26 protein-coding genes are annotated in these 23,271 nt (G+C 71.5%); 10 read left to right on the forward strand and 16 right to left on the reverse strand.

Features of this window, described 5'->3' with window-relative positions:
- Positions 1-121: 121 nt before the first annotated feature.
- The 4 genes from E0H26_RS26490 to E0H26_RS26510 form a co-directional block, all read right to left on the reverse strand.
- Positions 122-2,191 (reverse strand): 3-hydroxyacyl-CoA dehydrogenase NAD-binding domain-containing protein, encoded by a 2,070-nt coding sequence (locus E0H26_RS26490; RefSeq protein ID WP_131308521.1) that lies wholly within the window; start codon positions 2,189-2,191, stop codon positions 122-124.
- Positions 2,188-3,381, reverse strand: a complete 1,194-nt coding sequence (locus tag E0H26_RS26495; protein WP_131308524.1) for a thiolase family protein — start codon at positions 3,379-3,381, stop codon at positions 2,188-2,190. The genes E0H26_RS26490 and E0H26_RS26495 overlap by 4 nt, the downstream gene beginning before the upstream one ends.
- A gap of 394 nt (positions 3,382-3,775) precedes the next feature.
- A complete protein-coding gene (locus tag E0H26_RS26505; protein WP_131308527.1) occupies positions 3,776-5,104 on the reverse strand; it encodes a ribonuclease D in 1,329 nt (442 codons plus the stop codon).
- A gap of 61 nt (positions 5,105-5,165) precedes the next feature.
- Positions 5,166-5,738 carry a DUF3000 domain-containing protein gene (locus tag E0H26_RS26510; RefSeq protein WP_131308530.1) on the reverse strand — a complete coding sequence of 191 codons (573 nt, stop codon included), beginning with the start codon at positions 5,736-5,738 and terminating at the stop codon, positions 5,166-5,168.
- Positions 5,739-5,945: 207 nt separating this feature from the next.
- Between E0H26_RS26510 and hemE the strand changes: the two genes are divergently transcribed.
- From hemE to hemQ, 3 genes are read left to right on the forward strand one after another with little or no spacing between them, the layout of a single operon-like run.
- On the forward strand, positions 5,946-7,052 hold the full coding sequence (gene hemE / locus E0H26_RS26515) for a uroporphyrinogen decarboxylase (RefSeq protein ID WP_131308533.1): 1,107 nt from the start codon (positions 5,946-5,948) through the stop codon (positions 7,050-7,052).
- A 5-nt stretch (positions 7,053-7,057) separates the two neighbouring features.
- Positions 7,058-8,467 carry a protoporphyrinogen oxidase gene (gene hemG / locus E0H26_RS26520; RefSeq protein ID WP_131308536.1) on the forward strand — a complete coding sequence of 470 codons (1,410 nt, stop codon included), beginning with the start codon at positions 7,058-7,060 and terminating at the stop codon, positions 8,465-8,467.
- Complete coding sequence (hemQ, locus tag E0H26_RS26525; RefSeq protein WP_131308539.1) at positions 8,464-9,168, forward strand: hydrogen peroxide-dependent heme synthase; 705 nt, start codon at positions 8,464-8,466, stop codon at positions 9,166-9,168. The genes hemG and hemQ overlap by 4 nt, the downstream gene beginning before the upstream one ends.
- A gap of 205 nt (positions 9,169-9,373) precedes the next feature.
- On the opposite strand, the gene E0H26_RS26530 is transcribed toward hemQ, so the two are convergent.
- The 3 genes from E0H26_RS26530 to E0H26_RS26540 all read right to left on the reverse strand — a co-directional run bounded on the left by E0H26_RS26530 (position 9,374) and on the right by E0H26_RS26540 (position 11,370).
- Positions 9,374-10,456, reverse strand: coding sequence for a lytic polysaccharide monooxygenase auxiliary activity family 9 protein (locus tag E0H26_RS26530; RefSeq protein WP_131308542.1), 1,083 nt, complete (start codon positions 10,454-10,456; stop codon positions 9,374-9,376).
- A gap of 150 nt (positions 10,457-10,606) precedes the next feature.
- The gene (locus E0H26_RS26535; protein ID WP_131308544.1) at positions 10,607-11,047 is read right to left on the reverse strand and encodes a GNAT family N-acetyltransferase; all 441 of its coding nucleotides are present in this window, start codon (positions 11,045-11,047) and stop codon (positions 10,607-10,609) included.
- A gap of 62 nt (positions 11,048-11,109) precedes the next feature.
- Complete coding sequence (locus E0H26_RS26540; RefSeq protein WP_131308547.1) at positions 11,110-11,370, reverse strand: Prokaryotic metallothionein; 261 nt, start codon at positions 11,368-11,370, stop codon at positions 11,110-11,112.
- Between the two features lie 195 nt (positions 11,371-11,565).
- Here E0H26_RS26540 and E0H26_RS26545 point away from each other — a divergent pair, with 195 nt between their 5' ends.
- From E0H26_RS26545 to E0H26_RS26555, 3 genes are all read left to right on the forward strand, one after another.
- Entirely contained in the window at positions 11,566-11,841 is a 276-nt protein-coding gene (locus E0H26_RS26545; protein WP_131308550.1) for an isoamylase early set domain-containing protein, read from the forward strand.
- Positions 11,842-11,939: 98 nt separating this feature from the next.
- Entirely contained in the window at positions 11,940-12,683 is a 744-nt protein-coding gene (locus E0H26_RS26550) for a lytic polysaccharide monooxygenase (RefSeq protein ID WP_131308553.1), read from the forward strand.
- Positions 12,668-13,339: a DUF305 domain-containing protein gene (locus tag E0H26_RS26555; protein WP_240742397.1), complete on the forward strand. Its 672-nt coding sequence runs from the start codon at positions 12,668-12,670 to the stop codon at positions 13,337-13,339. The genes E0H26_RS26550 and E0H26_RS26555 overlap by 16 nt, the downstream gene beginning before the upstream one ends.
- Before the next feature lie 74 nt (positions 13,340-13,413).
- Here E0H26_RS26555 and msrB read toward each other — a convergent pair whose 3' ends face one another.
- A complete protein-coding gene (gene msrB, locus E0H26_RS26560; protein WP_131308556.1) occupies positions 13,414-13,824 on the reverse strand; it encodes a peptide-methionine (R)-S-oxide reductase MsrB in 411 nt (136 codons plus the stop codon).
- A gap of 47 nt (positions 13,825-13,871) precedes the next feature.
- On the opposite strand from msrB, the gene ligD reads away from it, so the two are divergent.
- Entirely contained in the window at positions 13,872-14,897 is a 1,026-nt protein-coding gene (gene ligD, locus E0H26_RS26565; RefSeq protein WP_131308559.1) for a non-homologous end-joining DNA ligase, read from the forward strand.
- Positions 14,898-14,930: 33 nt separating this feature from the next.
- Here ligD and E0H26_RS26570 read toward each other — a convergent pair whose 3' ends face one another.
- The 4 genes from E0H26_RS26570 to E0H26_RS26585 form a co-directional block, all read right to left on the reverse strand.
- Positions 14,931-15,911: a nucleotidyl transferase AbiEii/AbiGii toxin family protein gene (locus E0H26_RS26570; protein WP_131308562.1), complete on the reverse strand. Its 981-nt coding sequence runs from the start codon at positions 15,909-15,911 to the stop codon at positions 14,931-14,933.
- A complete protein-coding gene (locus tag E0H26_RS26575) occupies positions 15,908-16,552 on the reverse strand; it encodes a hypothetical protein (RefSeq protein WP_131308564.1) in 645 nt (214 codons plus the stop codon). The genes E0H26_RS26570 and E0H26_RS26575 overlap by 4 nt, the downstream gene beginning before the upstream one ends.
- A 109-nt stretch (positions 16,553-16,661) precedes the next feature.
- Positions 16,662-16,859 carry a DUF397 domain-containing protein gene (locus E0H26_RS26580; RefSeq protein WP_131308567.1) on the reverse strand — a complete coding sequence of 66 codons (198 nt, stop codon included), beginning with the start codon at positions 16,857-16,859 and terminating at the stop codon, positions 16,662-16,664.
- Positions 16,852-17,718 carry a helix-turn-helix domain-containing protein gene (locus tag E0H26_RS26585; protein ID WP_131308569.1) on the reverse strand — a complete coding sequence of 289 codons (867 nt, stop codon included), beginning with the start codon at positions 17,716-17,718 and terminating at the stop codon, positions 16,852-16,854. Before E0H26_RS26585 ends, E0H26_RS26580 begins: the two co-directional genes overlap by 8 nt.
- Before the next feature lie 216 nt (positions 17,719-17,934).
- On the opposite strand from E0H26_RS26585, the gene E0H26_RS26590 reads away from it, so the two are divergent.
- Positions 17,935-18,207, forward strand: a complete 273-nt coding sequence (locus tag E0H26_RS26590; protein WP_131308572.1) for a hypothetical protein — start codon at positions 17,935-17,937, stop codon at positions 18,205-18,207.
- 7 nt (positions 18,208-18,214) lie between these two features.
- On the opposite strand, the gene E0H26_RS26595 is transcribed toward E0H26_RS26590, so the two are convergent.
- From E0H26_RS26595 to E0H26_RS26605, 3 genes are all read right to left on the reverse strand, one after another.
- On the reverse strand, positions 18,215-18,667 hold the full coding sequence (locus tag E0H26_RS26595) for a GNAT family N-acetyltransferase (protein ID WP_131308638.1): 453 nt from the start codon (positions 18,665-18,667) through the stop codon (positions 18,215-18,217).
- Between the two features lie 445 nt (positions 18,668-19,112).
- Complete coding sequence (locus E0H26_RS26600) at positions 19,113-19,766, reverse strand: C39 family peptidase (protein WP_131308576.1); 654 nt, start codon at positions 19,764-19,766, stop codon at positions 19,113-19,115.
- 369 nt (positions 19,767-20,135) lie between these two features.
- Positions 20,136-20,690 carry a hypothetical protein gene (locus tag E0H26_RS26605; protein ID WP_131308579.1) on the reverse strand — a complete coding sequence of 185 codons (555 nt, stop codon included), beginning with the start codon at positions 20,688-20,690 and terminating at the stop codon, positions 20,136-20,138.
- Between the two features lie 328 nt (positions 20,691-21,018).
- On the opposite strand from E0H26_RS26605, the gene E0H26_RS26610 reads away from it, so the two are divergent.
- Positions 21,019-21,663 carry a LamG domain-containing protein gene (locus E0H26_RS26610; RefSeq protein ID WP_165521993.1) on the forward strand — a complete coding sequence of 215 codons (645 nt, stop codon included), beginning with the start codon at positions 21,019-21,021 and terminating at the stop codon, positions 21,661-21,663.
- A 127-nt stretch (positions 21,664-21,790) separates the two neighbouring features.
- Here the strand turns inward: E0H26_RS26610 and E0H26_RS26615 are convergent, their stop codons facing one another.
- A complete protein-coding gene (locus E0H26_RS26615) occupies positions 21,791-22,516 on the reverse strand; it encodes a DUF899 family protein (protein ID WP_131308585.1) in 726 nt (241 codons plus the stop codon).
- Positions 22,517-22,586: 70 nt separating this feature from the next.
- On the opposite strand from E0H26_RS26615, the gene E0H26_RS26620 reads away from it, so the two are divergent.
- The gene (locus E0H26_RS26620; protein ID WP_131308588.1) at positions 22,587-23,264 is read left to right on the forward strand and encodes a winged helix-turn-helix transcriptional regulator; all 678 of its coding nucleotides are present in this window, start codon (positions 22,587-22,589) and stop codon (positions 23,262-23,264) included.
- The last annotated feature ends 7 nt before the right edge of the window (positions 23,265-23,271 follow it).

A 23,271-nucleotide genomic window follows, 5' to 3' on the forward strand; every position in this document is an offset into this window, starting at 1 on the left:
AAGGTCGCTCGACACCGAACATTCCGGATCGAGCTCAGGCCACCGCTGGCCGGTCCGGCAGACGATCGCGGTGACCGCCCAGCTGGGCGGCCACCGCGATCAAGTGCTGTCCGGGTCGGACTCAGCCGGCCAGGCTGGCCACCCCGCGAGGCAGGAACCGCTGGCCGGTCACCCGCTCGCTGGCGCCGGTCCGGTCCAGGTACGGCGTGACGCCGCCCAGGTGGAACGGCCAGCCGGCGCCGAGGATCATGCACAGGTCGATGTCCTGTGCCTCGGCGACGACGCCCTCGTCCAGCATCAGCCGGATCTCCTGGGCCAGCGCGTCCAGCGCGTTGCGGCGTACCTCGTCCTCGGTGAGCGGCTGGTCGCCGACGACCAGCAGCTTCGCCACCTCGGCGTTGATCTCGTCGTCGACGACGATCGGCTGGCCGGAGTCGGCGATCCGCTTGAGGTTCTCACTGACACCGAACCGGTCGGGGAACGCCGCGTGCAGGGTGCCGCCGACGTGGTACGCCACGGCCGGGCCGACCAGCTGGAGCAGGGCGAGCGGGCGCATGGGCAGGCCCAGCGGGTCCAGCGCGCGGTTCGCCACCTCCAGCGGGGTGCCCGCGTCGACGGCGGCGAAAACCGTACCGAGGAAGCGGGTGAGCAGCCGGTTGACCACGAACGCCGGGGCGTCGGAGACCAACACGCTGGACTTCTTCAGCTGCTTGCCGACCGCGAACGCGGTGGCCAGCGTGGCGTCGTCGGTCCGCTCGCCCCGGACGATCTCCAACAGCGGCAGTACGGCGACCGGGTTGAAGAAGTGGAAGCCGACCACCCGTTCCGGATGTGCCAGTTCCGCCGCCATCGCGGTGATCGACAGCGAACTGGTGTTGGTGGCCAGCACCGCCTCCGGCTTGACGATCTTCTCCAGCTCGGCCCAGACCTGCTTCTTGACGTCCAGGTCCTCGAAGACGGCCTCGATGACGAAGTCGGCATCCGCGAAGGCGCTCTTGTCGACCGAGCCGCTCACCAGGCCGTACAGCCTGGCCGCCGTGCCCTTGTCCATCCGGCCCTTGCTGACGGCCTTCTCGATCTGGGTGTGTACGTAGCCCACGCCCTTGTCGACGCGAGCCTGATCCAGGTCGGTCATGACGACCGGCACCTGGAGCCGGCGGGCGAAGAGCAACGCCAGCTGGCTGGCCATCAGGCCGGCACCGACGATGCCCACCTTGGTCACCGGGCGCGCCAGCGCCTTGTCCGGCGCGCCGGCCGGCCGCTTGGCCCGCCGCTGCACCAGGTCGAAGGCGTACAGGCCGCTGCGCAGTTCCTCGGAGAAGACCAGGTCGGCCAGGGCCTCGTCCTCGGCGGCGGTGCCGGTGGCGAAATCGGCGTCCTTCGCCGTCTCCAGCAGGTCCAGCGCCCGGTACGCGGCCGGGACCGCGCCGTGCAGCCGCTGGTCCAGGGTCTGCCGGGCGAAGTAGAGCACGCCCGCCCACATGTCCTTGTCGACCTCGGGCCGGGTCACGGTGACCTCGCCCCGGACGACACCGGCGGCCCACTCCAGGGACCGCTCCAGGAAGTCGGCCGGCTCCAGCAGCACGTCGGCGATGCCCAGCTCGGCGGCCTGCTTCGGCTTGAGCATCTTGTTCTGCATCAACGGGTTCTGGATGATCACCTGGGTGGCCGCCGGGATGCCGATCAGGTTCGGCAGCAACTGGGTGCCGCCCCAACCCGGGATCAGACCCAGCGACACCTCCGGCAGCGCCAGCGCGGCGGCGCCCGCCGACAGCGTCCGGTAGTGGCAGTGCAGGGCCAGTTCCAGACCACCGCCCATCGCCGCGCCGTTGACGAAGGCGAAGGTGGGGACGTCGCTGTCCTTGAGCCGGGCGAAGACCCGGTGACCGAGCCGGCCGATCTCCAGCGCCTGCGCCCGGTCGGCCAGCAGCGGCAGGCCGGTGATGTCCGCGCCGACGCAGAAGATGTACGGCTTGCCGGTGACCGCGATGAACGCCGGCTCGGCGGCCAGCGCGGCGCTGATCGCCTCGTCCAGGCTGGTCAGCCCGGCCGGGCCGAAGGTGTTCGGCTTGGTGTGGTCGAATCCGTTGTCCAGGGTGATAAGGGCCGCCGGGCGGTCCAGCCCCGGCACGTTCACCTGGCGCAGCAGGGCCCGGGTGACCACCTCGTTCGGTGCGGCGAGCGCGCTCACTTGTTGCCCTCCCAGTGCGGGTTCTCCCAGATGACCGTGCCGCCCATGCCGATGCCGATGCACATCGCGGTGAGCCCGTAGCGGACCTCGGGGTGCTCGGCGAACTGCCGGGCAAGCTGGGTCATCAGCCGTACGCCCGAGGAGGCGAGCGGGTGACCGATGGCGATCGCGCCACCCCACTGGTTGACCCGCGGGTCGTCGTCGGCGATGCCGAAGTGGTCGAGGAAGGCGAGCACCTGCACGGCGAACGCCTCGTTCAGCTCGAACAGGCCGATGTCGTCGATGCTCAGTCCGGCGATCCGCAGCGCCTTCTCGGTCGACGGGATCGGGCCGACGCCCATCACCTCGGGCTCGACGCCGACGAAGCCGTACGACACCAGCCGCATCGCGATCGGCAGGCCCAACTCGCGGGCGACCTCCTCGGCGACCAGCAGGCTGGCGGTGGCGCCGTCGTTCAGGCCGGCCGCGTTGCCCGCGGTGACCTTGCCGTGCGGGCGGAACGGGGTCTTCAGGCTGCCCAGCTTCTCCAGCGAGGTGTCCCGGGGCGCCTCGTCCGCCGTGGCCAGGCCCCAGCCGCCCTCCTCGTCGCGGATGGCCACCGGCACCAGGTCGTCCTGGAGCTTGCCGTTGGCGTACGCCTTCGCGGTCTTCTGCTGTGAGGCCAGCGCGAACGCGTCGGTCCGCTGCTTGGTGATGTGCGGCACCCGGTCGTGCAGGTTCTCCGCAGTAGCGCCCATGACCAGCGCGGACGGGTCGACCAGCTGCTCCGCGACGATGCGCGGGTTCGGGTCGACGCCCTCACCCATCGGGTGCCGGCCCATGTGCTCGACGCCACCGGCGATCGCGACGTCGTACGCGCCCACCGCGATGCCACTGGCGACGGTGGTCACGGCGGTCATCGCCCCGGCGCACATCCGGTCGATGGCGAAGCCGGGGACACTCTTCGGCAGGCCCGCGAGCAGGGCCGCCGTACGGCCGATGGTCAGGCCCTGGTCACCGATCTGGGTGGTGGCGGCGATGGCGACCTCCTCGACCCGTTCCGGCGGCAGTTGCGGGTTGCGGCGCAGCAGTTCGCGGATGCATCGGATCACCAGGTCGTCGGCGCGGGTGTTGGCGTACATGCCACCCGCCTTGCCGAACGGGGTACGGACGCCGTCGACGAAGACGACATCCCGAACTTCACGGGGCACTGGAGCCTCCTAGCCGGCACTGGCGTTTCCCAACACATTACCCGCCAGTAACAACCCCCGCCCCACCCCACCCTGTGGCCCACCCCACACCCACCCCACCCCCAGGCCCCCGGGCCCCCAGGCCCCCGGGCCCCCAGGCCCCCGGGCCCCCAGGCCCCCGGGCCCCCGGGCCGGCCCCAGGCCCTCGGCCCTCGGCCCCGGGCCTGGCGCCCACGCCGCGTTGATCAAGAGGTTTGCGTCAGGCGCACGGCGTGTCGCCGACGCAAACCTCTTGATCAACGCGGCGGGCGCGGTCGGGCGGGGCGGGCGCGGTCGGGCGGGTGGGCGGGGGCGGGCCCGGAGGTCGGGGTGGGTGGGGAGGGGTGGGGGTCGCGGAGGGCGGGGGTGGGGTGGGTTAGGGGGTGGGTGGGGTGGGGAGGAGGGCTTCGGCGAGGGTGGGGAGGAGGAGGGAGATCTGCCACTCGCGGGCGTTGAGGGTACGGAGGGCCTCGGCCACCGTACTTTCGGTGATCTCCTCTGGGGGCTGCCAGGCCAGCCGGCGGATGCTGTCGGGGGAGATCAGGTTCTCCGGTGGCAGGTTGTGCTCGCCGGCGAGCCGCAACACCAGTTCGCGGGAGCGGGTCAGCCGGGCGGCGGCGGCCGGGTCCCGTTCGGCCCAGCGGTGCGGTGGTGGTGGGCCCTCCACCGCCGGCGTCACCGGCAGCGCGTCGTCGGCGAGCTGTCGCGCGTCGTCCAGCGCCGCCAGCCAGGTGCGGGCCAGCCGGCGTACCGACCGACCACCGAAGCCGGGCAGGGTGAGTAGCGTCTTCTCGTCCTTCGGGTCCAGTTCGGCCGCCGCGACGATGGCCGAGTCGGGCAGTACCCGGCCCGGTGCCGAGTCCCGGCGGGCGGCGATCTGGTCGCGGGCGTACCACAGGGAGCGGACCCGGGCCTGCGCCCGCGCGCCGCGGACCCGATGGATGCCGGAGGTACGCCGCCACGGCTCGGCCCGCACCCGGGGCGGGCGGGCGCCGGTACGCACCAGCGCGGCGAACTCCTCCGCCGCCCACTGGGACTTGCCCTGCCGGGTCAGCTCGGCGTCGAGTGCGTCGCGCAGGTCGGTCAGCAGCTCGACGTCGAGGGCGGCATAGGTCAGCCAGGATTCCGGCAGCGGCCGGCTGGACCAGTCCGCCGCCGAATGGTGCTTCTCCAGGCTGTAGCCGAGCAGCTGCTCGGTGAGCGCGGCCAGGCCCACCCGTTCGAATCCGGCGAGCCGGGCGGCCAACTCGGTGTCGAACAGCCGGCGCGGGTGCAGTCCCAGCTCGGCGAGGCAGGGCAGGTCCTGGTTGGCCGCGTGTAGCACCCACTCGGCCTCGGCGATCGCCGCGTCGAGGGCGCTCAGGTCGGGCAGGGGCAGCGGGTCGATCAGCGCGGTTCCGGCGCCGCCGCGGCGCAGTTGCACGAGGTACGCCCGCTGGCTGTAGCGGTAGCCGGAGGCGCGTTCGGCGTCCAGGGCCACCGGCCCGCTGCCGGCCGCGAATCGGGCCACCACCTCGGCGAGTCGCTCCGGCACGGTCACCGGCTCGGGGGTGCCCTCACGGGGTGCGGTCAGCGGCACGGACTCGCTGCTGGTGGGTTCGGTCCCCGCGTCCGACGGCTCCGGCCGCGCCGACGGCGGGTTATGCGTGTCGTTTCCCGTACGGCTTGCGGCGGCCCGACGGCGCAGGGGTGGTTCGTCGGTCACCTGACAACCCTAGTGCGAGAGCGGATCGCACGGCGCGCACCCGGCTTCGCCGCGTGTCGACTCAGCCCGCCGTGGCGGCCCGGCGTTCCGGCAGGGCGGTGACGCCGGGGGGCGGCAGGCCGGCTGTGGAGGCGAGCAGGGTGCACCAGGCGTACATGTGTGAGGTGAGGTCGACGTCGGTCGGGGTCCACGAGGCGCGGATCTCGATGTCGGCGGTGGCGGGTGGGCCGGCCAGGTCCCCGAACCGGTTCGACATGGTTTGGGTGATGGTGCCGCCGATCGCCCGGTATCCCGCCTCCTGGGCGTCCAGGGCGTCGGTGAGCCACGTCCAGCCGACCCCCGGCAGCAGCGGATCGGCGGCCAGGTCGGCCTCCAGCTCGGCGGTCACGTACGTGACCAGCCGCAGGGTGCCCTGCCACGCCTCGTGTCCGGCCGGGTCGTGCAGCAGGATCAGCCGGCCGGTGGCGACCTCGTCGCCGTCGCGCAGCACCGACGCGGCCAGTGCGAAGGCGTACGGCGCGAGCCGTTGCGGTGCGCCCACCTCCTCCAGGCAGATCTCCGGCCGGGGCGTTGCCGATCGGAGCCCGGTGACCGCGCGGGCGAAGGTGTCCGGAAGCGCGATCGGGGGGGCCATGTCCGCAGCCTAAGCCGCCGCCCGCTTCCCCGCCGTGACGGCACGCCGACGATCGACTCGCCGATGATCGTCCGCCGGTCTCCCATCGGGCCGCGGGGTTCAATCGAGCCTTGGTGTTATCGGGTCTTGCGGTTAATAAGGGGCCCCTGCTCTACCGGAGGCGTAAACAAGGGGCCCTTCCTTTCAAGAGGTCGGGGGCGTGGCACGATGGCCGCGATGACCACCGACACCACGGGCGGCGCCGCCCGAGACGACGTATCCCGCCCCGGCGGGCCCGCCGACTCGCCCTTCGTGCGGGCGTGTCGTCGCCGGTCCGTCCCACACACCCCGGTCTGGTTCATGCGGCAGGCCGGCCGGTCGTTGCCGGAGTACCGCGAGATCCGGGCCAACGTGGCGATGCTGGAGTCCTGCCGCCGGCCCGAGCTGGTCACCGAGATCACCCTCCAGCCGGTCCGCCGGCACAACGTGGACGCGGCGATCCTGTTCAGCGACATCGTGGTGCCGGTCGCCGCCGCCGGGGTCGACCTGGACATCGTGCCGGGCACCGGGCCGGTGGTGGCCGAGCCGGTGCGTACCGCCGCCGACGTGCAGCGGATCCGGCCGATCGGCCGCGACGACGTCCCGTACGTGGACGAGGCCGTCCGGATGCTGGTCAAGGAGTTGGGCGACACTCCGCTGATCGGCTTCGCCGGTGCCCCGTTCACCCTGGCCAGCTACCTGGTCGAGGGTGGGCCGTCGCGTACCCACGCGAAGACCAAGGCGCTGATGTACGGCGACCCCGAGCTGTGGCACGCCCTGGCGGGCCGGCTTGCCGAGATGACCCTGGCCTTCCTGCGGGTGCAGATCGAGGCCGGCGTCTCCGCCGTGCAACTCTTCGACTCCTGGGCCGGTGCGCTCTCCGAGGCCGACTACCGCCGCTTCGTGCTGCCCCACTCGACGGCCGTGCTGGCCGGGCTGGCCGACGCGGGCGTACCCCGGATCCACTTCGGGGTGGGCACCGCCGAGCTGCTCGGTGCGATGGGCGAGGCCGGTGCCGACGTGGTCGGCGTCGACTGGCGTACCCCGCTGAACGTGGCGACCGGCCGGATCGGGCCGGACAAGGCGGTGCAGGGCAACCTCGACCCGTGCCTGCTGCTGGCCCCGTGGCCGGTGATCGAGGCCGAGGTGCGCCGCATCCTCGACGAGGGGCGGGCCGCGCCGGGGCACGTGTTCAACCTCGGCCACGGCGTGTTGCCGGAGACCGATCCGGAGGTGTTGACCCGGGTGGTCGCGCTGGTGCACGAACTTTCCACCCGACCCGCCGAGGGGGCCTGACCGCGATGCCGACGCGGTGGCGGGTGGCGGTGGTCGGTGGCGGCATCGCCGGCCTGGCCGCCGCGGTCCGGTTGCGCGACCGCGCCCCCTCCGGCACCGAGATCACCGTGTACGAGCGGTCCGGCGCGCTCGGCGGCAAGCTGCGTACCGGTGAGCTGGCCGGCGGGCCGGTGGAGTTCGGCGCGGAGTCGTTCCTGATGCGTGACCCGGCCGGCGGCGAGTCGGCGGCCGTGGCCCTGATCCGTCGGCTGGGCCTGGCCGGGCGGATCGTGCACCCCACCGTCGGGCAGGCGGCACTGGCCGTCGACGGCGAGTTGCGGCCGATCCCGGGCGGCACGCTGGTGGGCGTACCCGGTGATCTGGACCGGGTGGCGACGGTGGCCCGGCCGACGCCCGAGGCCGACCACGACGGCGGCCGTCCGCTGCTCGGCTCCACCGACGACGTCTCCGTCGGCGCGCTGGTCCGCGCCCGGTTCGGCGACGAGGTGGTCGACCGGCTGGTCGACCCGATGCTCGGCGGTGTGTACGCCGGTCGCGCCGACGACCTGTCCCTGGCCACCACCATGCCGGCGCTGGCCCGCGCCGCCCGTACCGAGCACACCCTGCTCGGCGCGGTCCGGGCGGCGCAGGCCGCCGCGCCCCGCGCCCCCGGCGAGCCGGTCTTCGGCACTCTCGACGGTGGGCTCAGCTGCCTGGTCGAGGCCGCCGCGACGGCCAGCGGGGCGAGCGTTCGCCGCAACGCCACGGTCCGCGAACTCACCCCGACCGGCAGCGGTTGGCGGTTGATCGTCGGGCCGACCCGCGATCCGGAGCACGTCGACGTCGACGCGGTGGTGCTGGCCGTGCCGGCCCGGCCGGCGGCCCGGCTGCTCACCGGCGTCGCCGATGCGGTGGCGGCGGGCATCGGCGGGCTGGACTACGCCAGCGTCGCGCTGGTCACCCTGGCGTTGCCCGAGCCGGCGCTGCCGCAGCTCTCCGGGTTCCTGGTGCCCGGCACCGAGGGGCTGCTGATCAAGGCATCCACCTTCTTCACCAGCAAGTGGGGGCACCTGCGCCGGCCGGACGGCCTGGCTCTGGTGCGCGCCTCGGTCGGCCGGTACGGCGACGAGGCCCAGCTCCAGCGCCCCGACGAGGACCTGGCCGCCACCGTGCACCGGGAACTGTCCGCGGTGCTCGACACGCCGTTACCCGCCCCGGTCGCCGGGCACGTGCAGCGGTGGGGCGGCGCGTTGCCGCAGTACACCCCGGGGCACCTGGATCGGGTGGCCGAGGCGCGGGTCGCGCTGCGGTCGACGCATCCGACGCTGACCCTGGCCGGGGCCGGCTACGACGGCGTGGGCATCCCGGTCTGCGTCCGCTCTGGCGAGACGGCGGCCGAGGAGATCATCACAGCACTGGGAGGATCGGGGAGATGACCGAGGAGCAGAGCAACGCGGCCCGGCTGCGGGAGCTCAACGCCACCATCCGCTACACCATGTGGTCGGTGTTCCGGGCCAGCGCGCCGCTGCCGTCGCTGCGCGACAACGTCACCGGCGAGGTCGAGTCGCTGATCGAGGAGTTGGCCGGCAAGGACGTGGTGGTCCGGGGCACGTACGACGTGGCCGGGCTGCGCGCCGACGCCGATCTGATGATCTGGTGGCACTCCTCGTCCAGCGACGACCTCCAGGACGCGTACCTGCGGTTCCGGCGGACCACCCTGGGGCGGGCGATGACCCCGGTCTGGTCGCAGATGGCGTTGCACCGCCCGGCCGAGTTCAACAAGAGCCACATCCCGGCCTTCCTCGCCGGTGAGCAGGCCCGCGCCTACCTGTGCGTCTACCCGTTCGTCCGGTCGTACGACTGGTATCTGCTGCCCGACGCCGAGCGCCGGGAACTGCTCGCCGAGCATGGCCAGCAGGCCCGGGGCTACCCGGACGTACGCGCCAACACGGTGGCCTCGTTCGCGCTCGGCGACTACGAGTGGATGCTCGCCTTCGAGGCCGACGAGCTGCACCGGATCGTGGACCTGATGCGTGACCTGCGCGCCTCGCGGGCCCGTCTGCACGTACGCGAAGAGGTGCCGTTCTACACCGGCCGCCGCCGCTCGATCGCCGACATCATCTCCGCCCTGGCGTGAAAGGAAGGGCACCTTCTTAACGCCTCGTGCATAGCAAGGGCCCCCTTTTAACGCACCCCCGACCGCGCCGCAACACGCGCCGATCGCGCGCCGCAACACGCGCCGGAACACGCGCCGGAACACGCGCCGATCGCGCCGAACGCGGGGCGGAATGCGGCCGGGCGGGGTCGCGCCCGAGGGAGAAGGGCGCGACCCCGCTCGGGGATCAGGTGGTCGCCGTACAGGTCAGGGTCGGTGTACTGGTAGCGGAGCCCGAGCCCAGGAAGCCGAACGTGGTGCTGGCTCCGGCGCCGAGGCTGCCGTTGTAACTGACGTTGGTGGCGGTCACCGCCGAGCCGCTGGAGCTGACGGTGGCGTTCCACGCCTGGCTGACCTGTTGGCCGTTGGCGTACGTCCAGGTCACTCGCCAGCCCCGGATCGCCGCGTTGCCCGCGGTCACCTGCACCTCACCCTGGAAACCACCGGACCAGGTCGAGGTGACCCGGTACGTCGCCGCGCAGGCACCGGCCGGCGGCGGGTTGGTCGGCGGCGGGGTGGTGGGCGGCGGAGTCGTGGGCGGGGGAGTGGTCGGCGGCGGCGTGGTGGGCGGCGGCGTGGTGCCACCACCGAACTGCACGTCGCTGCAGATGTAGTACGACTGGTCGAAGTGGCTGGCCTGCCAGATGGTGTAGATGATGTGTCGGCCGGTGCGGCCCGGCGCGTTCACCGGGATCTCGATGGACACCCCGTCCACCTCGCGCTGCCACTGGGAGGCCGGGGTGTTGCCGATCTGTCCGACGAGTTCCAGGTCGGACCAGGCCAGCGCCCTGGTCGTCGGGTCGTAGCCCTGCCGGGTCGCGTACACCCGGATGTAGTCGGCACCGTGACTGGCCTGGTCGAAGAACTTGAGCCGGAAGTTGTTGGCGACCTGGGTGGTCCGCCAGGCGCCGACCGCGTCCATCGCGTTGTAGCGCCCGCTCTCGGTACGACCGCCGGAGCAGAGTTGGCCGTTCGGGATGGCGCCCTGGTGGTTGCCGGCCACGCCCTCGCGGAACAGGCCGTTCCAGTTCCACATGGCGCTCGGGTTGGCCTGCCAGGCCTGCCAGCACATCGGGTCTTCGGTGGCCATCCGCGGGTTCTGGAAGTCACCGCCCCAGCGCTGCCAGCAGCCGTAGTTGCGGGACGCGGGGTTGACCACCGAGCCGTGCGCGAAGGCGGGGTTGACCAGGGCGGTGGTGAGTACCAGCATGGCGGCGGCCGCGGTGGCGAGCAGCCCGGCCAGGCGGGATGGTTTGAGTAGCTTGGACATGGAGCCCCCAGGGGGAGTCGTCGGAATGCGACATCGCCCGAACGCCCGGGAGTTGCCTCTCCCGCGCCGGCCCGCGTGGCAGTGTTGTGCTGGCTCCGAGCGGAAGAATGGCACAAAACATCGCCATCCGTCAATTGCCCTGGTTGCTGGTCAGCGGTTCCGGCGCATCGGGGTGTGCGGGATGCCGTCCTCGACGTACTCGGGTCCGCTGACGGTGAACCCGTGGCGGGCGTAGAAGCCGACCAGATGCGACTGCGCGTCCAGCACGCACGGCCGGTCACCGATCTCGGCGAGCGCCGCGTGCATCAACCGACCGGCGTGTCCGCCGCCGCGCGCCGTCGGGGCCACCACCACCCGTCCGATCCTGGCCACTCCGCCGGGGTCGGCCAGGATCCGCAGGTACGCCAGGGGAGCGCCGTCGTGCGCCAGCCAGAGGTGCCGGGTGCCGGGTTCGACGTCCCGCCCGTCGATTTCCGGGTACGCGCATTCCTGCTCGACCACGAACACGTCGATGCGCAGCCGGAGCAGGTCGTGAAAGGTACGGGCGTCCAGGTCGGCGAAGCCGGCGACCCGCAGTTGCGTGCTCGGCATCCCGCCAGGTTAGGTCGTGGCGCCGTGCCGGCCCGGCCCGGGTGGGTGGGTCTGCGCGCCGGTCAGGCGGGGCGGGCGCCGACCGCGTCGCGGATCTGGGCGCCCTGCTCGGCTTCCACGGCTCGGGCACAGTGGCCGCAGCAGAAGAAGCGCCCGGACACCTCCACCCCGTGTCCGACGATCTTCACCTGGCAGTGTTCACAGATCGGCGCCAGCTTGTGCGCGGCGCACTCGAAGCTGTCGAAGGTGTGCACGTCGCCGCTGACCGTGTGTACCTCGAAGGCCAGCCAGTAGTCGTTGCCGCAGACCTCGCACGTCGCCACGACGTATCCCTCCGGTAGTCGGTGTTTTCCCCAGCGTGCGGCAGACCGGCGGGCCGGGTCGGGTGGAACCGGGGTGGGTCGCCCGGACGGGGCGGCGTGTCGCCGCCGCGTGTCGGCCGTTGTACCGGGTGACCTGGCCGGAGGCGGCGGCCCGGCCGCCGCCCTCCGGTGGGTACGCGAACCGGGAGGAAGATGATGATCAAGCGCAACCGACTCTTCGGCAGTCAGACCCGGGTCACCTTCTGTCTGCCCCGGGACAGCCCGCCGGGCACGGTCAGTGTGGTCGGCTCCTTCAACGGCTGGCGCCCCGGCGAGCATGTGCTGGTGGCCCGGCGCAACGGCACCCGGACGGTGACCGTACGGCTCGGGCCGGGGCAGCACCGCTTCCGTTACCTGGCCACCGGCGGGTTGTGGTTCGACGACGAGTCCGCCGACCGGGTGGACGATCAGGGCGGCCTGCTGGTGCTCTGAGGGACCGCCTTTTATCGACAGTGGTCTTTACTGTTAACAAGGTTTAAATTATGTTGGTGGCACCTCACCAGGCAACACGCCGCAAAGGAGCTGCCGCCATGCGTCGAAGAATCACCCTTCCTCTCGTCGCCACGGGTGCCATGGTCGCCACCCTGGCCGTCGCCGCCCCGGCCCAGGCCCACGGTTACGTCTCGTCACCGCCCAGCCGCCAGGCCCTCTGCGCCCAGAGCCGGGTGCCCGACTGCGGGCAGATCCGGTGGGAGCCGCAGAGCGTGGAAGGCCCCAAGGGGCTGCGCAACTGCCACGCCAACATCGCGCACTTCGCCGTCCTCAACGACGACAACCGGGGCTGGCCCGCCACCTCGGTCGGCACCACGGTGACCTTCACCTGGGTCAACACCGCCCAGCACGCCACCCGCGACTGGGAGTACTTCATCGGCAACACCCGGATCGCGGTGTTCTCCGGCGGCGGGCGCCAGCCGGGTCCCACCGTCTCGCACAGCGTCAACCTGGCCGGCTACTCCGGCCGCCAGAAGCTGCTGGCCGTGTGGAACATCGCCGACACCGCCAACGCCTTCTACTCCTGCGTCGACCTCCAGATCGGCGGGGGCGGCAACCCGACGCCCAGCCCCAGCCCGACCAGCCCGCCGGGACCGTCGCCCACCCCGACGGCCACCCCGACCACCAACCCGCCGGCCGGCGGCACCTGGACCGCAGGTCGCGCGTACGCCGTCGGGGACCAGGTCACCTACGGCGGGCGTACGTACCGCTGCCGGCAGGCGCACACCGCCATCGCCGGTTGGGAGCCGCCGAACGTACCGGCGCTGTGGAGCCTGGTCTGACCAGCGGAAGGTGCGGTCGGGCCCGGCCCGCGCCGCACCTTTCGTGGACCCACCGCCGGGTCGCGCTGGCCCCCACCGTCGCGCTGGCCCTCGCCGTCGTGCTGTCCGCCGCCGGGTGCGGCGGGGCGTCGGCACCGACCATCGGTGGTACCCCGACACCACCCGCCGTGGAGACGCCGGCCCCCGTCTCCGGTCCGCCGGCAGCCGCCGAGATGACCGGCATCGACCTGCTGTTCCTCTCGATGATCGCCGGGCACACCGAGCAGACCCTCCAGATCGTCCGGCTGGCCCACGACCGGCTCGCCGACCCCGAACTGCGTACCCTGGTCGCCGCCATCGAGGCGACCGAGTCCGACGAACTGGTCACCGTGCGGGGCTGGTTGGCGCAGGCCGGGCGCAGCGCCCGCGCCGACGACCACGCCGGCCACGGCACCGGCCCGGACCAACTGGCCCGGCTGCGCGACGCCCCGGACGGCGCGGTCGACCCGGTGCTGATCGAGGTGCTCGGCGCGCACCAGCAGGGCGCCGCCGACCTGGCCCGGGCGCATCTGGCAGCCGGCACCGACGAGCGGGTACGCGACCTGGCCCGACGCATCGAGCAGTCCCGTACCGCCCAGGTCGCGCTACTCGCCGCCCGCCCCACGTCGCCGGCCTGACCGGCGTGCCTCGGGCGGTGCCGGCCCGCCGTCGGAGCCGGCCGGCTCGAGGAGGCCGAGATGACCGGCGTGGCTCAGGCGGTGCTGGGGTCCAGGCGGATGGAGAGCGAGTTCACGCAGTGCCGGGTGTCCTTCGGCGTGAACCCCTCCCCGTGGAAGACATGCCCCAGGTGGCTGTCGCAGCGGGCGCAGCGGATCTCGACGCGCCGCATGCCGAGGGAGTTGTCCTCGATTTCCCTGATCGCGCCGGGGATGGCGTCGTCGAAGCTCGGCCACCCGCAGTGCGAGTCGAACTTGGTGTCGCTCGGGTACAACTCGGCACCGCAGGCCCGGCAGCGGTACATGCCGGGGGTCTTGGTGTCCACGTACTCGCCGGTCCACGCCGGCTCCGTGCCGTGCTCGCGCAGCACCCGGAACTCCTCGGGGCTGAGCCGGACCCGCCACTCGTCCTCGGTGCGGGGCAACTCGCTGTCGGGAAGACTCACGTGCCAACGGTACGTCGAACGTCGGACCCATCGCATATGGTCGCGAAATGGCAGGCACGAAGGGAGCAACCGAGGAGATCGAGGTCGCCGGACACACCGTACGACTGTCCAGCCCAGACCGGGTGATCTTCCCGAAGCGCGGCTTCACCAAGGCCGACGTCTTCCATTACTACCTGGGCGTCGGCGACGGCATTATGCGTGCCCTGCGCGAGCGGCCGACCACCCTGCAACGCTTCCCCGACGGCGTCGAGGGGGAGGCGTTCTACCAGAAGCGGGTGCCGACCCGAGGGGTGCCGCCGTGGGTGCGTACCGCCGAGATCAGTTTCCCCAGCGGGCGCACGGCGGCGGAGCTCTGCCCGGCGGACCTGGCCCCCGTGGCCTGGGCGGCGCAGATGGGCACCATCGTGTTCCACCCGTGGCCGGTGCGCGGCGCCGCCCCCGACCACCCCGACGAGCTGCGCGTCGACCTAGACCCGCAGCCCGGCACCGACTTCGCCCACGCGGCCACCGCCGCCACCGAGCTGCGCGCCATCCTCGACGAGCTGGGCGTGCCCGGCTGGCCGAAGACCTCCGGCGGCCGGGGCGTGCACGTCTACCTGCGCATCCAGCCGCGCTGGAGCTTCGTCGAGGTGCGCCGGGCCACCATCGCGCTGGGCCGGGAGTTGGCCCGTCGCCGCCCCGAGCTGGTCACCACCGCCTGGTGGAAGGAGGAACGCGGCGAGCGGGTCTTCGTCGACTACAACCAGACGGCCCGGGACCGCACCATCGCCTGCGCCTACTCGCTGCGGGCCAACGCCCGGGCCACCGTCTCCACCCCGGTCACCTGGGACGAGCTGCCCGACGTCGACCCCGACGACTTCGACCTGCGTACCGTGCCGCAACGGCTGGCCGATCGGGGCGACCCGCACGCCGGCATCGACGACGCCGGCTGGGACATCACCCCGCTGTTGGAGTGGGCCGAGCGGGACGCCGCAGCCGGCGAGGGCGACCTGCCGTACCCACCGGACCATCCGAAGATGCCCGGCGAACCCAAGCGGGTCCAACCCTCCCGGGACCGCGACCGCCCCCGCTGAGTCGTCCACCGCCGGCTCCGCCGGGCGCCGGCTTCACCGCGCGTCGTACGACGGGCGCAGGGCGACCGCCAGCCGCTCGTACCACGACTCGCGCTCGGTGCCGGCGAACTCGGGGTGGTGGTCGATGAACTCGTCCCAGTCGACGCCGAGCAAGTGGAGCGTGTCCGGGCCGAAGTCGACCACGTTGAACTTGCCCGGTTCGGTGGCCAGCGCCTCCTGGACCCGCTGCCAGGAGACGGTGACCCGCTCGGCGAGCAGGACCGCGTCGTACAGGTCCTTGCCCTGCGGGTAGCAGTCGGTGGCGAGCCAGAGCAGCTTCCACACCAGCGACTGCTCCGGCCCGACCGCGTTGACGACCACCGGGGCGTGGCCCGGAGCCACCGGCACGCCGGTCGGCTCGGGTGGCTCGGGCAGCGTCTCGTTGAAGACCGCGTCGAGCTGGATGGTGCCCGGCGGCAGGCCCGGCGCGTACCAGGGAAACATCAGCCGCCGACCCGGCGCCCGCTCGTACGTCCAGATGTGCGCGGTGCTCACCTCGTCGGCGGCGACCCGCACCCCCTCGCGGGTGGCCGGTTGCCGCCGCACCTCGGCGACGATGCCGGTGAACAGTTCGTCGGCCCGCCCGTCGGTGATCATCAGCTCGGGTGGCGTCACCACGAAGTCCAGGTCACCGGGCTCCCGGGCCTGGTCACCGAACCAGCCCCGCATCAGTACGCTGCCGCGCAGCACCAACTGCGCACCCCACTCCGAGTACGCCACCGCCGAGAGCACCTGGTGCATCGCCACCCGCCGGGCGGCCCGCCAACGCGCCCCCAGCGTCGGGTCGGCGAAGTCCGGGTCACCGGCGACGAAGCCGCGCGCGAAGTTCTTCAGCGCCGGGTCGAACGCCCTCCGCTGCCGTACCCCCGGCCCCTGGGTCAGCGGCCGGAACACCGGCGGATAGTCCTCGTTGCCGCGCGCCGGTGCCCGCAACTGTTCGGCGAACTCCTCGACCCACGATCGCTGCCCGCTCATCGTTCCCCCGTACCGAGCCAACCGTCGTCCAGGCCCACGTTGTCGTCGTGGACCACGTACTCCTCCTCGACGCCGAGCACCGGGTGCCCCCGCCCGTCCAGCACCGCGCGCAGCCGCGCCAACCACGTCCGCGCGGTGGGCTGACCCACCCGGTGGCACCGCTGGGTGACGAACCGCTCGTGCCGTCCGTCCGGGCGGTGCCGCCGGGCGTTACGCGACAGGTGCGCGCCGTACGGCTCGACCGCCTCGGCCAACCCGACCAGGTCCTCGGCGTCGAGCAGCAGCTTCACGTGATGCTCGAAGTAACGTCCCGCCGGCTCGCGGCGGGCCGCCTCGTCGTCGGCCGGCAGGTCCGCGTTCCACGGCGCCGCCTCGATTTTCGTACGCAACACCCGCAGCCCTTCGGCGCGCAGCGCCTCCGCCCGCTCGGCGGCCCGGACCCGCTGGCCGGCGAGGTCGCCGTGACCGGTGAGGGTGAACATCGGCTGCGTCGGCTGGGCGCCCCGGGCCAACGCGATCTCGGTGAACTTCATCGCCAGCCGTGTCCCGACCTCGGCGAGGTGCCGGTGGCCCGCCCCGGTCGCCGCGACCGTCAGATGGATGTCGAAGTCGCCACGGAACGACGGTTCGGCCTCGATCATGCGGCGATGCTAATGGAGTGCGGTTCGGCCCCCCAGATCCTAGCCGCGGATCTTGGTACGAAACGGCCCCCATGGAGGCCGTCTCGTATCAAGATCCGCGAGACAGAACCTAGCCGCGGCGGTTGCCCCTGAGGGTGGCGATGAAGGTACGCCACTGGGACGGGGCGAACCGCAGGGCCGGACCGCCAGCGTCCTTGCTGTCCCGCACCCCCACCATGCCGGCCAGCCCACCCGCCACCTCAACACAGTTGCCCTGATCGCTGCTGTAGCTTGCCTTTCGCCAGGTTGCGCCGTTCGGATCAGTCATCATGCCGCTCCTTGATTCGTCGCAGGAGTGCCTGGGATTCCTCGCTGTCCAGCGCAGTTGCGCTGAGCTGATTCCACCCCTCGGCGTATGCCCGGACCTCGTCCAGACGGTCAAGGTACAGCGCACCGGTGAGGCTTTCGTGGTAGACGGTGGTGGGCTCGGCTGAGCGGGCGCCCTTCACCGGGAAGTCGAGAATGACGAAGCTTCCGGCGACGACGGCGCGATTGAGCCTGGCACCGAGCGGAGCGATCCGAATCGTCACGTTGGGCAGTTCGGTGGCCGCGAGCAGCCTGCCAATCTGCCGGGACATGCCGGGCACGCCCTTGTGTAGAAGGCCCTCGTCCAGAATCACATCCAGCATGGGCGCGGGCGGGCGCTGCCTCGTGAGAATCCGTTGCCGTTTCAGTCGCAACTCAACGAGCATTGCGACCTCGTCATCGCTGATGTCGGGCCGGCACCGGGCGATTTCCTCGGTGTACTCGGGAGTCTGTAGCAACCCCGGTATCAAGCTCTGCTCGTAGGTGCGGATGCGGGAGGCGGCGGATTCTAGGCCGACGTACAACTGGAACCACCTCGGGATCACCTCGCCGTAGGCGTGGTACCAGCCCTTGCTCTTGGACTCCCTGGCGAGGCTGACCAGCACCTCGGACATCTCCGGAGTGGCCTCGTACAGCCGGCACATCTGCTCGACGTCGAGCGCGCGGATCGGGGTCTGGCCGGACTCGATGCGGTACATCTTGGCCCGCGACCATTCGAGATCCGAGGCGGCGGCTTCCAAATTGATCCCGGCCTGTTCTCGGGTCTGTCGGAGCAGTCGGCCAAGTTCGCGGCGGGGCACCGTCGAGCCTGCTTCGGTCATCGGCCCTCCTGGCTGTCTCATCCTGAAGCGTCGTCGGGCTTGCCGTGCGACGGCTCGTACGCCATCAGCGCGAAAGCTCGTCTCTGGGTGACTGTCTCACGCAGATCGTTGCCGGTGTGGTTGCCACTCCCGCATGGTTTCTGTCGAAAGGGTTGGCTGCTGAGGAGGTTCAGGCATGTGCCGATGGAACGGCCCCGTCGAATCACGGGATCGGCGATGAGTGGGGAGCAGGGATTGTGGTCCGTCGAGGTGGCGGACCTGCCCGAAATCGAGGTGGACAGCCAGCCGGAACTGCTGGTCCTGGTAACCGAGGAAGATGGGCCGATCGGGTGGGCCATCGTCTTTCCCGAAGGTGACTTCTGGCTGATCCGCAATTCCGCGCGGACCATGACCCACGGTTCGAGCCTTTCGGTGCTGACCACCTTCTGGGCCAGCATCTTCGACTGCGAGGTCGGGCGCCCCCGCCTGGCCGAGACGCCGGCTGGTTGACCGGCGGTCAGAGGCCGAGCTTCATGCCCTCGTGGCTGGCGACGAAGCCGAGACCCAGATAGAACCGGTGCGCGTCGTGGCGGCTCTTGTCGGTGGTGAGCTGCACCAGGCCGCAGCCACGCAGCCGAGCCTGGTCGATCGCCCAGGTCATCATCGACCGGCCCAGACCCTGCCCACGCTGGTCGGAGCGGATCCGTACCGCCTCCACCAGCTGCCGCTCGGCGCCGTGCCGCCCCAGCCCCGGAATGTAGGTGAGCTGCATGCACCCCACCACCTCGCCGTCGACCTCGGCGACGACGAGCTGGTTACGCGGGTCGGTGGTGATGTCCGCGAACGCCTTCTCGTACGTGGCGTCGACCTCCCCGACATCGCGGGTACGCCCCAGCACGTCGTCGGCGAGCAGGTCGAGCACGGCCGGCAGGTCCGCCCGGACCGCGTCCCGAAAGATCAGGTCGCTCATCCCGCGAGCGTCCCACACCAGCCCGAACCAATATGCCCCCACCACCACCCGCCCCACCACGCGCCTACTCACACGCCCCTTCCGCGCCGCCCGCCCCCTTCCGCGCCGCCCGGCCCACCCTTCCGCGCCGCCCGCACGCCCCTCCGCGTGCCGTCATGCCCGCCCGCCCTCCCGCGTGCCGACAGGCCCGCCCCTTCCGCGTCGATCTTGCACTTCTGGTCGGGGCGAAGGCTGTCTTTTCGGGCATTCCGGCGACCGAAAGTGCAAGATCGACGGGGCGAGGTGGGGGCGAGCCGGGGCGGGGTGAGGTGGGGCGAGCCGGGCTGGGATGAGCCGTGCACGAGGTGGAGCGAGTCGGGCCGGGCTGGGGTTGGGTCGGGGGACGACACGGGGGACGAAGAAGGGCCGACCCCGGGTGGGGGTCGGCCCTTGTTGGTGGTGTGGGTTAGCTGGTGGCGGTGTAGCCGCGGGTGGCGATCCAGTTGGCGAGGTTGGTGGTGGTGATCCAGTAGGAGGCGGTGTCGGGGTTGGCGGAGTCGGCGATTTTGACGGTGTTGCCGTTGTCGCGGTAGCCGACGACGCTGATGTAGTGGCCGCCTTCGAAGCTGTGGGTGGTGCCGTTGGTGTCGGTGGTGGTGCCGGCGATGTTGGCGACGACTGCGCGGCCGTTGTCGATGGTGGTGGTGATGTCGTCGCGGAGTTTGTCGGTCTGCTTGGGGTCGGCCTTGGGTGCGGAGATTTCTACCGACTTGTAGACGTTTTGGCCGGTTTCCTTGTTGAGGATGGGGGTGATGTCGTTGATGGAGTTGGTGCCGGCTTCGGTGGTGCCCATTTCCTTGGCCATGGCGTCCATGTCGATGTTCTTGCCTTGGACGGAGAGGGCGTTGCGGGCGGCGGCGGGGCCGCAGTAGTAGAAGTTGGGCTGGGCTTCGTAGCGGACGTCGAGCTGCCGTTCGTCGTTGGGCTTGCGGTCGGCCACGGCGGCGGTCTGCACGCCAGGTGCGGCGTGGGCGGCGATGGCGGGGCCGGCGATGCCTCCGGCGGTGGCGGCAGCGGCGGCGATGGTGAGGGCGGTCTTACGCAGCATGGTGGTACGCATGATGAGTTCACGCCTTCCGTTCGGGGGTGTGCGGCACGGATCAACCTGCTGGGATCGCGGTGCCACATCAGGGGAAAAGAACGCCCTGGCAGGGGGGTGCTCGGGCGTTCGGAGGGTGTAACGATCCCGGCCGGCCCGGCATTCCGGGGCCCAGGTTCCGGGGCTGGCCCGCTCGGCGTACGTGAAGCGCCTGCGGTATGCCATGTTCAACGACCCGGGGTCGGCCATCATTCCGTCACCGGGGCCGGCGATCCGGACATCGCGCGCCATACCGGATCATCGGAGCAGTCGTCGTCGGCCGTCGAGGCGTTCAACGCCGATATACCCGATTCGCCGGTCCCGGCCGGCGAACCCAAGCGAACCCTCCGGTCAGTCGGTGCCGAGGTTGCTCACGGTGCCGAACAGCGCAATGGTGTGCTCGGTGTCGCATTCGGGTGGTACCGGCGGATGCAGCCTGGTCGGCGGAGCTTCGGTCGGCGTGGTGTCCCCATAACCCCCGCTGCCGGAGATGTGGTCGCCGACGGCTATCGCGCCGACCTCAGGCACATGTACGCCATCTGTGCCGTCGGTGCGCAGCGTGACCGTGGGCGGCCAGACCACCACGTGTGACCGTAGCTGGGCGTCCCGCATGACCAGGCAACCGCCGTCGCCGATCGCCAGCTGACCGCGCAGCGCCGCCAGAAGATGCACTTCGGTGGCTGCGACCAGCGTCTGGAAGCCGTCCCCCGTGAGGATCCTGCCGCCAACGCTGCTCGGGTCGGCGACCAGCTCGGAGGTCGACGTGGTCGCCGGAGCATCTCCGGCCAGTTCACGGTCGCCGGCACAGCCGACCAGGGCCATCAGTAGGGCGGCGGTGAGCGCGGCAACGGCCTGCCGCGGATCAACCAGCCGATCACCCTCAAGGGCGACAGCGATCCGAACCATGCGGCCAGTAAAACCGGTGCAAACCGGTCGCGCAATCCTGCTCTGCCGCGTGTTTCCGCTGGTCAACCCGATGCATCTCGTGGCGCTCCGGCCTGCGGCTGGTCGCCCTGAACCCCGGCCACGTGCTCGTGCGCTAGGTTCTGTCTCGCGGATCTTGGTACAAAACGGCCCCCATCAGGGCCGTCCCGTACCAAGATCCGCGGCTAGGAGAGGGCGGCCGACCAGCGTGGTTGGACTGCGGCGTGGACGAGCAACGCAGCCAGCGGCCACAACGGCGCAGGCACTGGCGCGACCAGGCGGCCAGGTACGACGTGCCCACTCCCACGACTTGCTGGAGGGCTCGGCCAGCGACACGCCGACCTATCTGTCCGACTGGTCGGGCAACGGCCATGACCTGACCATCACCGGCCCGTACGGCTGGACGCGGGATCGGGCCTTCAGCCGGGACGGCGCCCTGAAGCTGGAGCTCGCGAACGACTCGTGCGGGCAGACGGCCGGCCCGGTGCTGCGTACGGACGCCTCGTTCACGGTGGCCGCGTGGGTGATGCTGGAGTCGACCACCGGCCAGCATGTGGTCGTGTCGCAGGCCGCCAAGAAGCGAGGTGGCTTCCACCTCGAATACCACCCCGACGCCGACCGTTGGCAGTTCGGACTGCCGTCGAAGGGCCAGGGTGCCGCCGTACGCTGGCACACCGTCGCCTCGCAGCAGCCGCCGGAGCTCGGCAGGTGGACGCACCTCGCGGGGGTGTACGACGCCGCCGCCGGCAAGGTGCGCCTCTACGTCGACGGCGTGCCGCAGGGGGAGGCCGATGGCCCGCGCACTCCGTGGATGGCGGACGGGCCCACGCTGATCGGCTGCACCGGCACCACCAAGGGACGCCGGTCGGCGCCGCTCGGCGGTGCCGTCGATGACGTACGCCTGTGGTCGTTCACCGTCCACCCGGACCGTCTTCGCGACCTCGCCGCAGCCTGAGGACTTCCTTCATGGCCGGGCCACCCATCGGATGCCCGGCCATGATCGTGCGGTGCGGCTGTCAGCGACGCTTACCCCTGCCCAACAGCAGGAACCCCACGAGAATCTGCGCGGGGCGTCGCCGTACTCAGTGGCAGTGTGACGCCTGTGCGTCCTGGACCGGCGTGGCCTGCGGGCGGGTCCACTGCGCGGTCGGCCGGCCGTCCCTGCGCCAGAAGCTGTACGTGGCGTCCTGCGGCCAGCCTTCGGGGGAGTCCTCCCAGACCTCCTGGCGGCCGTAGGCGGTCATGTCGAGCAGCTTGAGTGAGCCCATGATCGCCTCGACGCCGCGGCCGGTCGTCTCGTAGGTGAGGAAGACCCGGTCGCCCTGGCGCAGGTAGCAGGCGATGGCGCCGCTGTCGGCGAAGGCCGGCTCATCGACGCCGTACGTCGAATACCAGGGGTGGGTGTAGCCCATGAACTCCCGGTACGGTGCGATCTCCTCGAACGGCCCCTCGCAGAAGACGGCGAACGTGATGCCGCGTTCCTCAAGGTAGACCGCGTTGTGGAAGTTCCAGATGCTGATCGTGCAGCCCTCGCACTGCTCCTCGTACGGCTTGCCGAGGTGCCACATGTGCTTGTAGACCACCAGTTGGTCGCGGCCCTCGAAGATGTCGAGCAGCGAGGTCAGGCCCCGCTCACCGGCGAGCTTGACGGGCTTGATCTCGGTCATCGGCAGACGGCGGCGAGCGGCGGCGATCGCGTCACCCTCGCGGGTGTGGGCCTTCTCGCGGGGGAGGAGAGCGTCCCGCTCCCGAAGCCAGGTTTCGCGGTCGACGATGGGCGGGACGGGGCTGCTGTCGATGCTCTCCATGCTGGTACTTTAAACATAGTTGGTGCTCGTGTGAAGAGACTCGTGCACCGTGTCAAGAGGGCGGCTACCGATGCCTGTCAAGCGGACCTACGCCCATCTCGGTGACGCCTGCCGGGCGGCGAACGCCCTCGACCTGGTCGGCGACCGCTGGGCGCTGATCGTCGTACGCGAACTGATCCTCGGGCCCAAACGCTTCGTGGACCTGCACGAGGCGGCTCGTGGCATCACCCCGGCCGTGCTCAGCGACCGGCTCAGGTCGCTACAGCAGGCCGGCATCGTCGAGCAGGTGACGCTCACCGATCTCGCGCGCACCCGCGCGTACGTCGCCACCGAGTGGGGTCGTGGGCTGGAGACCGTCCTGGCGGCCCTCGGGCAGTGGTATTTCGCCGGCCCGGCCCCGGACACCCACGGCGGCATGACCCCCGACGCGACGATCCTCGCCATGCGCGCCATGGCGCCGCCCGCCCCCACCGACCTGCCGCCGACCGCCCTTCACCTGTACGACGCCCGCCGGCCCGACCCGCCGCTGCGCCAATACCACCTGACCGCCGTCGACCAGGTCCTGAAGATCCGCGCCGGAGCCGCCCAGGAACCGGCGGTCACCGTGACCACCGAGTCGACGGTCTGGAGCGAGGTGCTCTTCGGCGGCCTGCCCCTCGCCGACGCCGAGCGCGACGGGGCCCTCCGCGTCGACGGCGACCGGCACACGATCGAACGGGTCGTCGGGCTGTACGCCGCTTCGGCGTAACTCGGCG

This window comes from Micromonospora zingiberis (assembly GCF_004331455.1).
Classification (GTDB): Bacteria; Actinomycetota; Actinomycetes; order Mycobacteriales; family Micromonosporaceae; genus Micromonospora; species Micromonospora zingiberis.

Excerpts from the sequence above, each read along its gene's own strand:
- E0H26_RS26510 (WP_131308530.1), bottom strand. The coding sequence starts at position 5,738 with ATGGCCCCCCCGATCGCGCTTCCGGACACCTTCGCCCGCGCGGTCACC.
- hemE (WP_131308533.1), top strand. The coding sequence starts at position 5,946 with ATGGCCGCGATGACCACCGACACCACGGGCGGCGCCGCCCGAGACGAC.
- hemG (WP_131308536.1), top strand. The coding sequence starts at position 7,058 with ATGCCGACGCGGTGGCGGGTGGCGGTGGTCGGTGGCGGCATCGCCGGC.
- hemQ (WP_131308539.1), top strand. The coding sequence starts at position 8,464 with ATGACCGAGGAGCAGAGCAACGCGGCCCGGCTGCGGGAGCTCAACGCC.
- E0H26_RS26530 (WP_131308542.1), bottom strand. The coding sequence starts at position 10,456 with ATGTCCAAGCTACTCAAACCATCCCGCCTGGCCGGGCTGCTCGCCACC.
- E0H26_RS26535 (WP_131308544.1), bottom strand. The coding sequence starts at position 11,047 with ATGCCGAGCACGCAACTGCGGGTCGCCGGCTTCGCCGACCTGGACGCC.
- E0H26_RS26545 (WP_131308550.1), top strand. The coding sequence starts at position 11,566 with ATGATCAAGCGCAACCGACTCTTCGGCAGTCAGACCCGGGTCACCTTC.
- E0H26_RS26550 (WP_131308553.1), top strand. The coding sequence starts at position 11,940 with ATGCGTCGAAGAATCACCCTTCCTCTCGTCGCCACGGGTGCCATGGTC.
- ligD (WP_131308559.1), top strand. The coding sequence starts at position 13,872 with ATGGCAGGCACGAAGGGAGCAACCGAGGAGATCGAGGTCGCCGGACAC.
- E0H26_RS26570 (WP_131308562.1), bottom strand. The coding sequence starts at position 15,911 with ATGAGCGGGCAGCGATCGTGGGTCGAGGAGTTCGCCGAACAGTTGCGG.
- E0H26_RS26575 (WP_131308564.1), bottom strand. The coding sequence starts at position 16,552 with ATGATCGAGGCCGAACCGTCGTTCCGTGGCGACTTCGACATCCATCTG.
- E0H26_RS26580 (WP_131308567.1), bottom strand. The coding sequence starts at position 16,859 with ATGACTGATCCGAACGGCGCAACCTGGCGAAAGGCAAGCTACAGCAGC.
- E0H26_RS26585 (WP_131308569.1), bottom strand. The coding sequence starts at position 17,718 with ATGACCGAAGCAGGCTCGACGGTGCCCCGCCGCGAACTTGGCCGACTG.
- E0H26_RS26590 (WP_131308572.1), top strand. The coding sequence starts at position 17,935 with ATGAGTGGGGAGCAGGGATTGTGGTCCGTCGAGGTGGCGGACCTGCCC.
- E0H26_RS26595 (WP_131308638.1), bottom strand. The coding sequence starts at position 18,667 with ATGAGCGACCTGATCTTTCGGGACGCGGTCCGGGCGGACCTGCCGGCC.
- E0H26_RS26600 (WP_131308576.1), bottom strand. The coding sequence starts at position 19,766 with ATGCGTACCACCATGCTGCGTAAGACCGCCCTCACCATCGCCGCCGCT.
- E0H26_RS26605 (WP_131308579.1), bottom strand. The coding sequence starts at position 20,690 with ATGGTTCGGATCGCTGTCGCCCTTGAGGGTGATCGGCTGGTTGATCCG.
- E0H26_RS26615 (WP_131308585.1), bottom strand. The coding sequence starts at position 22,516 with ATGGAGAGCATCGACAGCAGCCCCGTCCCGCCCATCGTCGACCGCGAA.
- E0H26_RS26620 (WP_131308588.1), top strand. The coding sequence starts at position 22,587 with ATGCCTGTCAAGCGGACCTACGCCCATCTCGGTGACGCCTGCCGGGCG.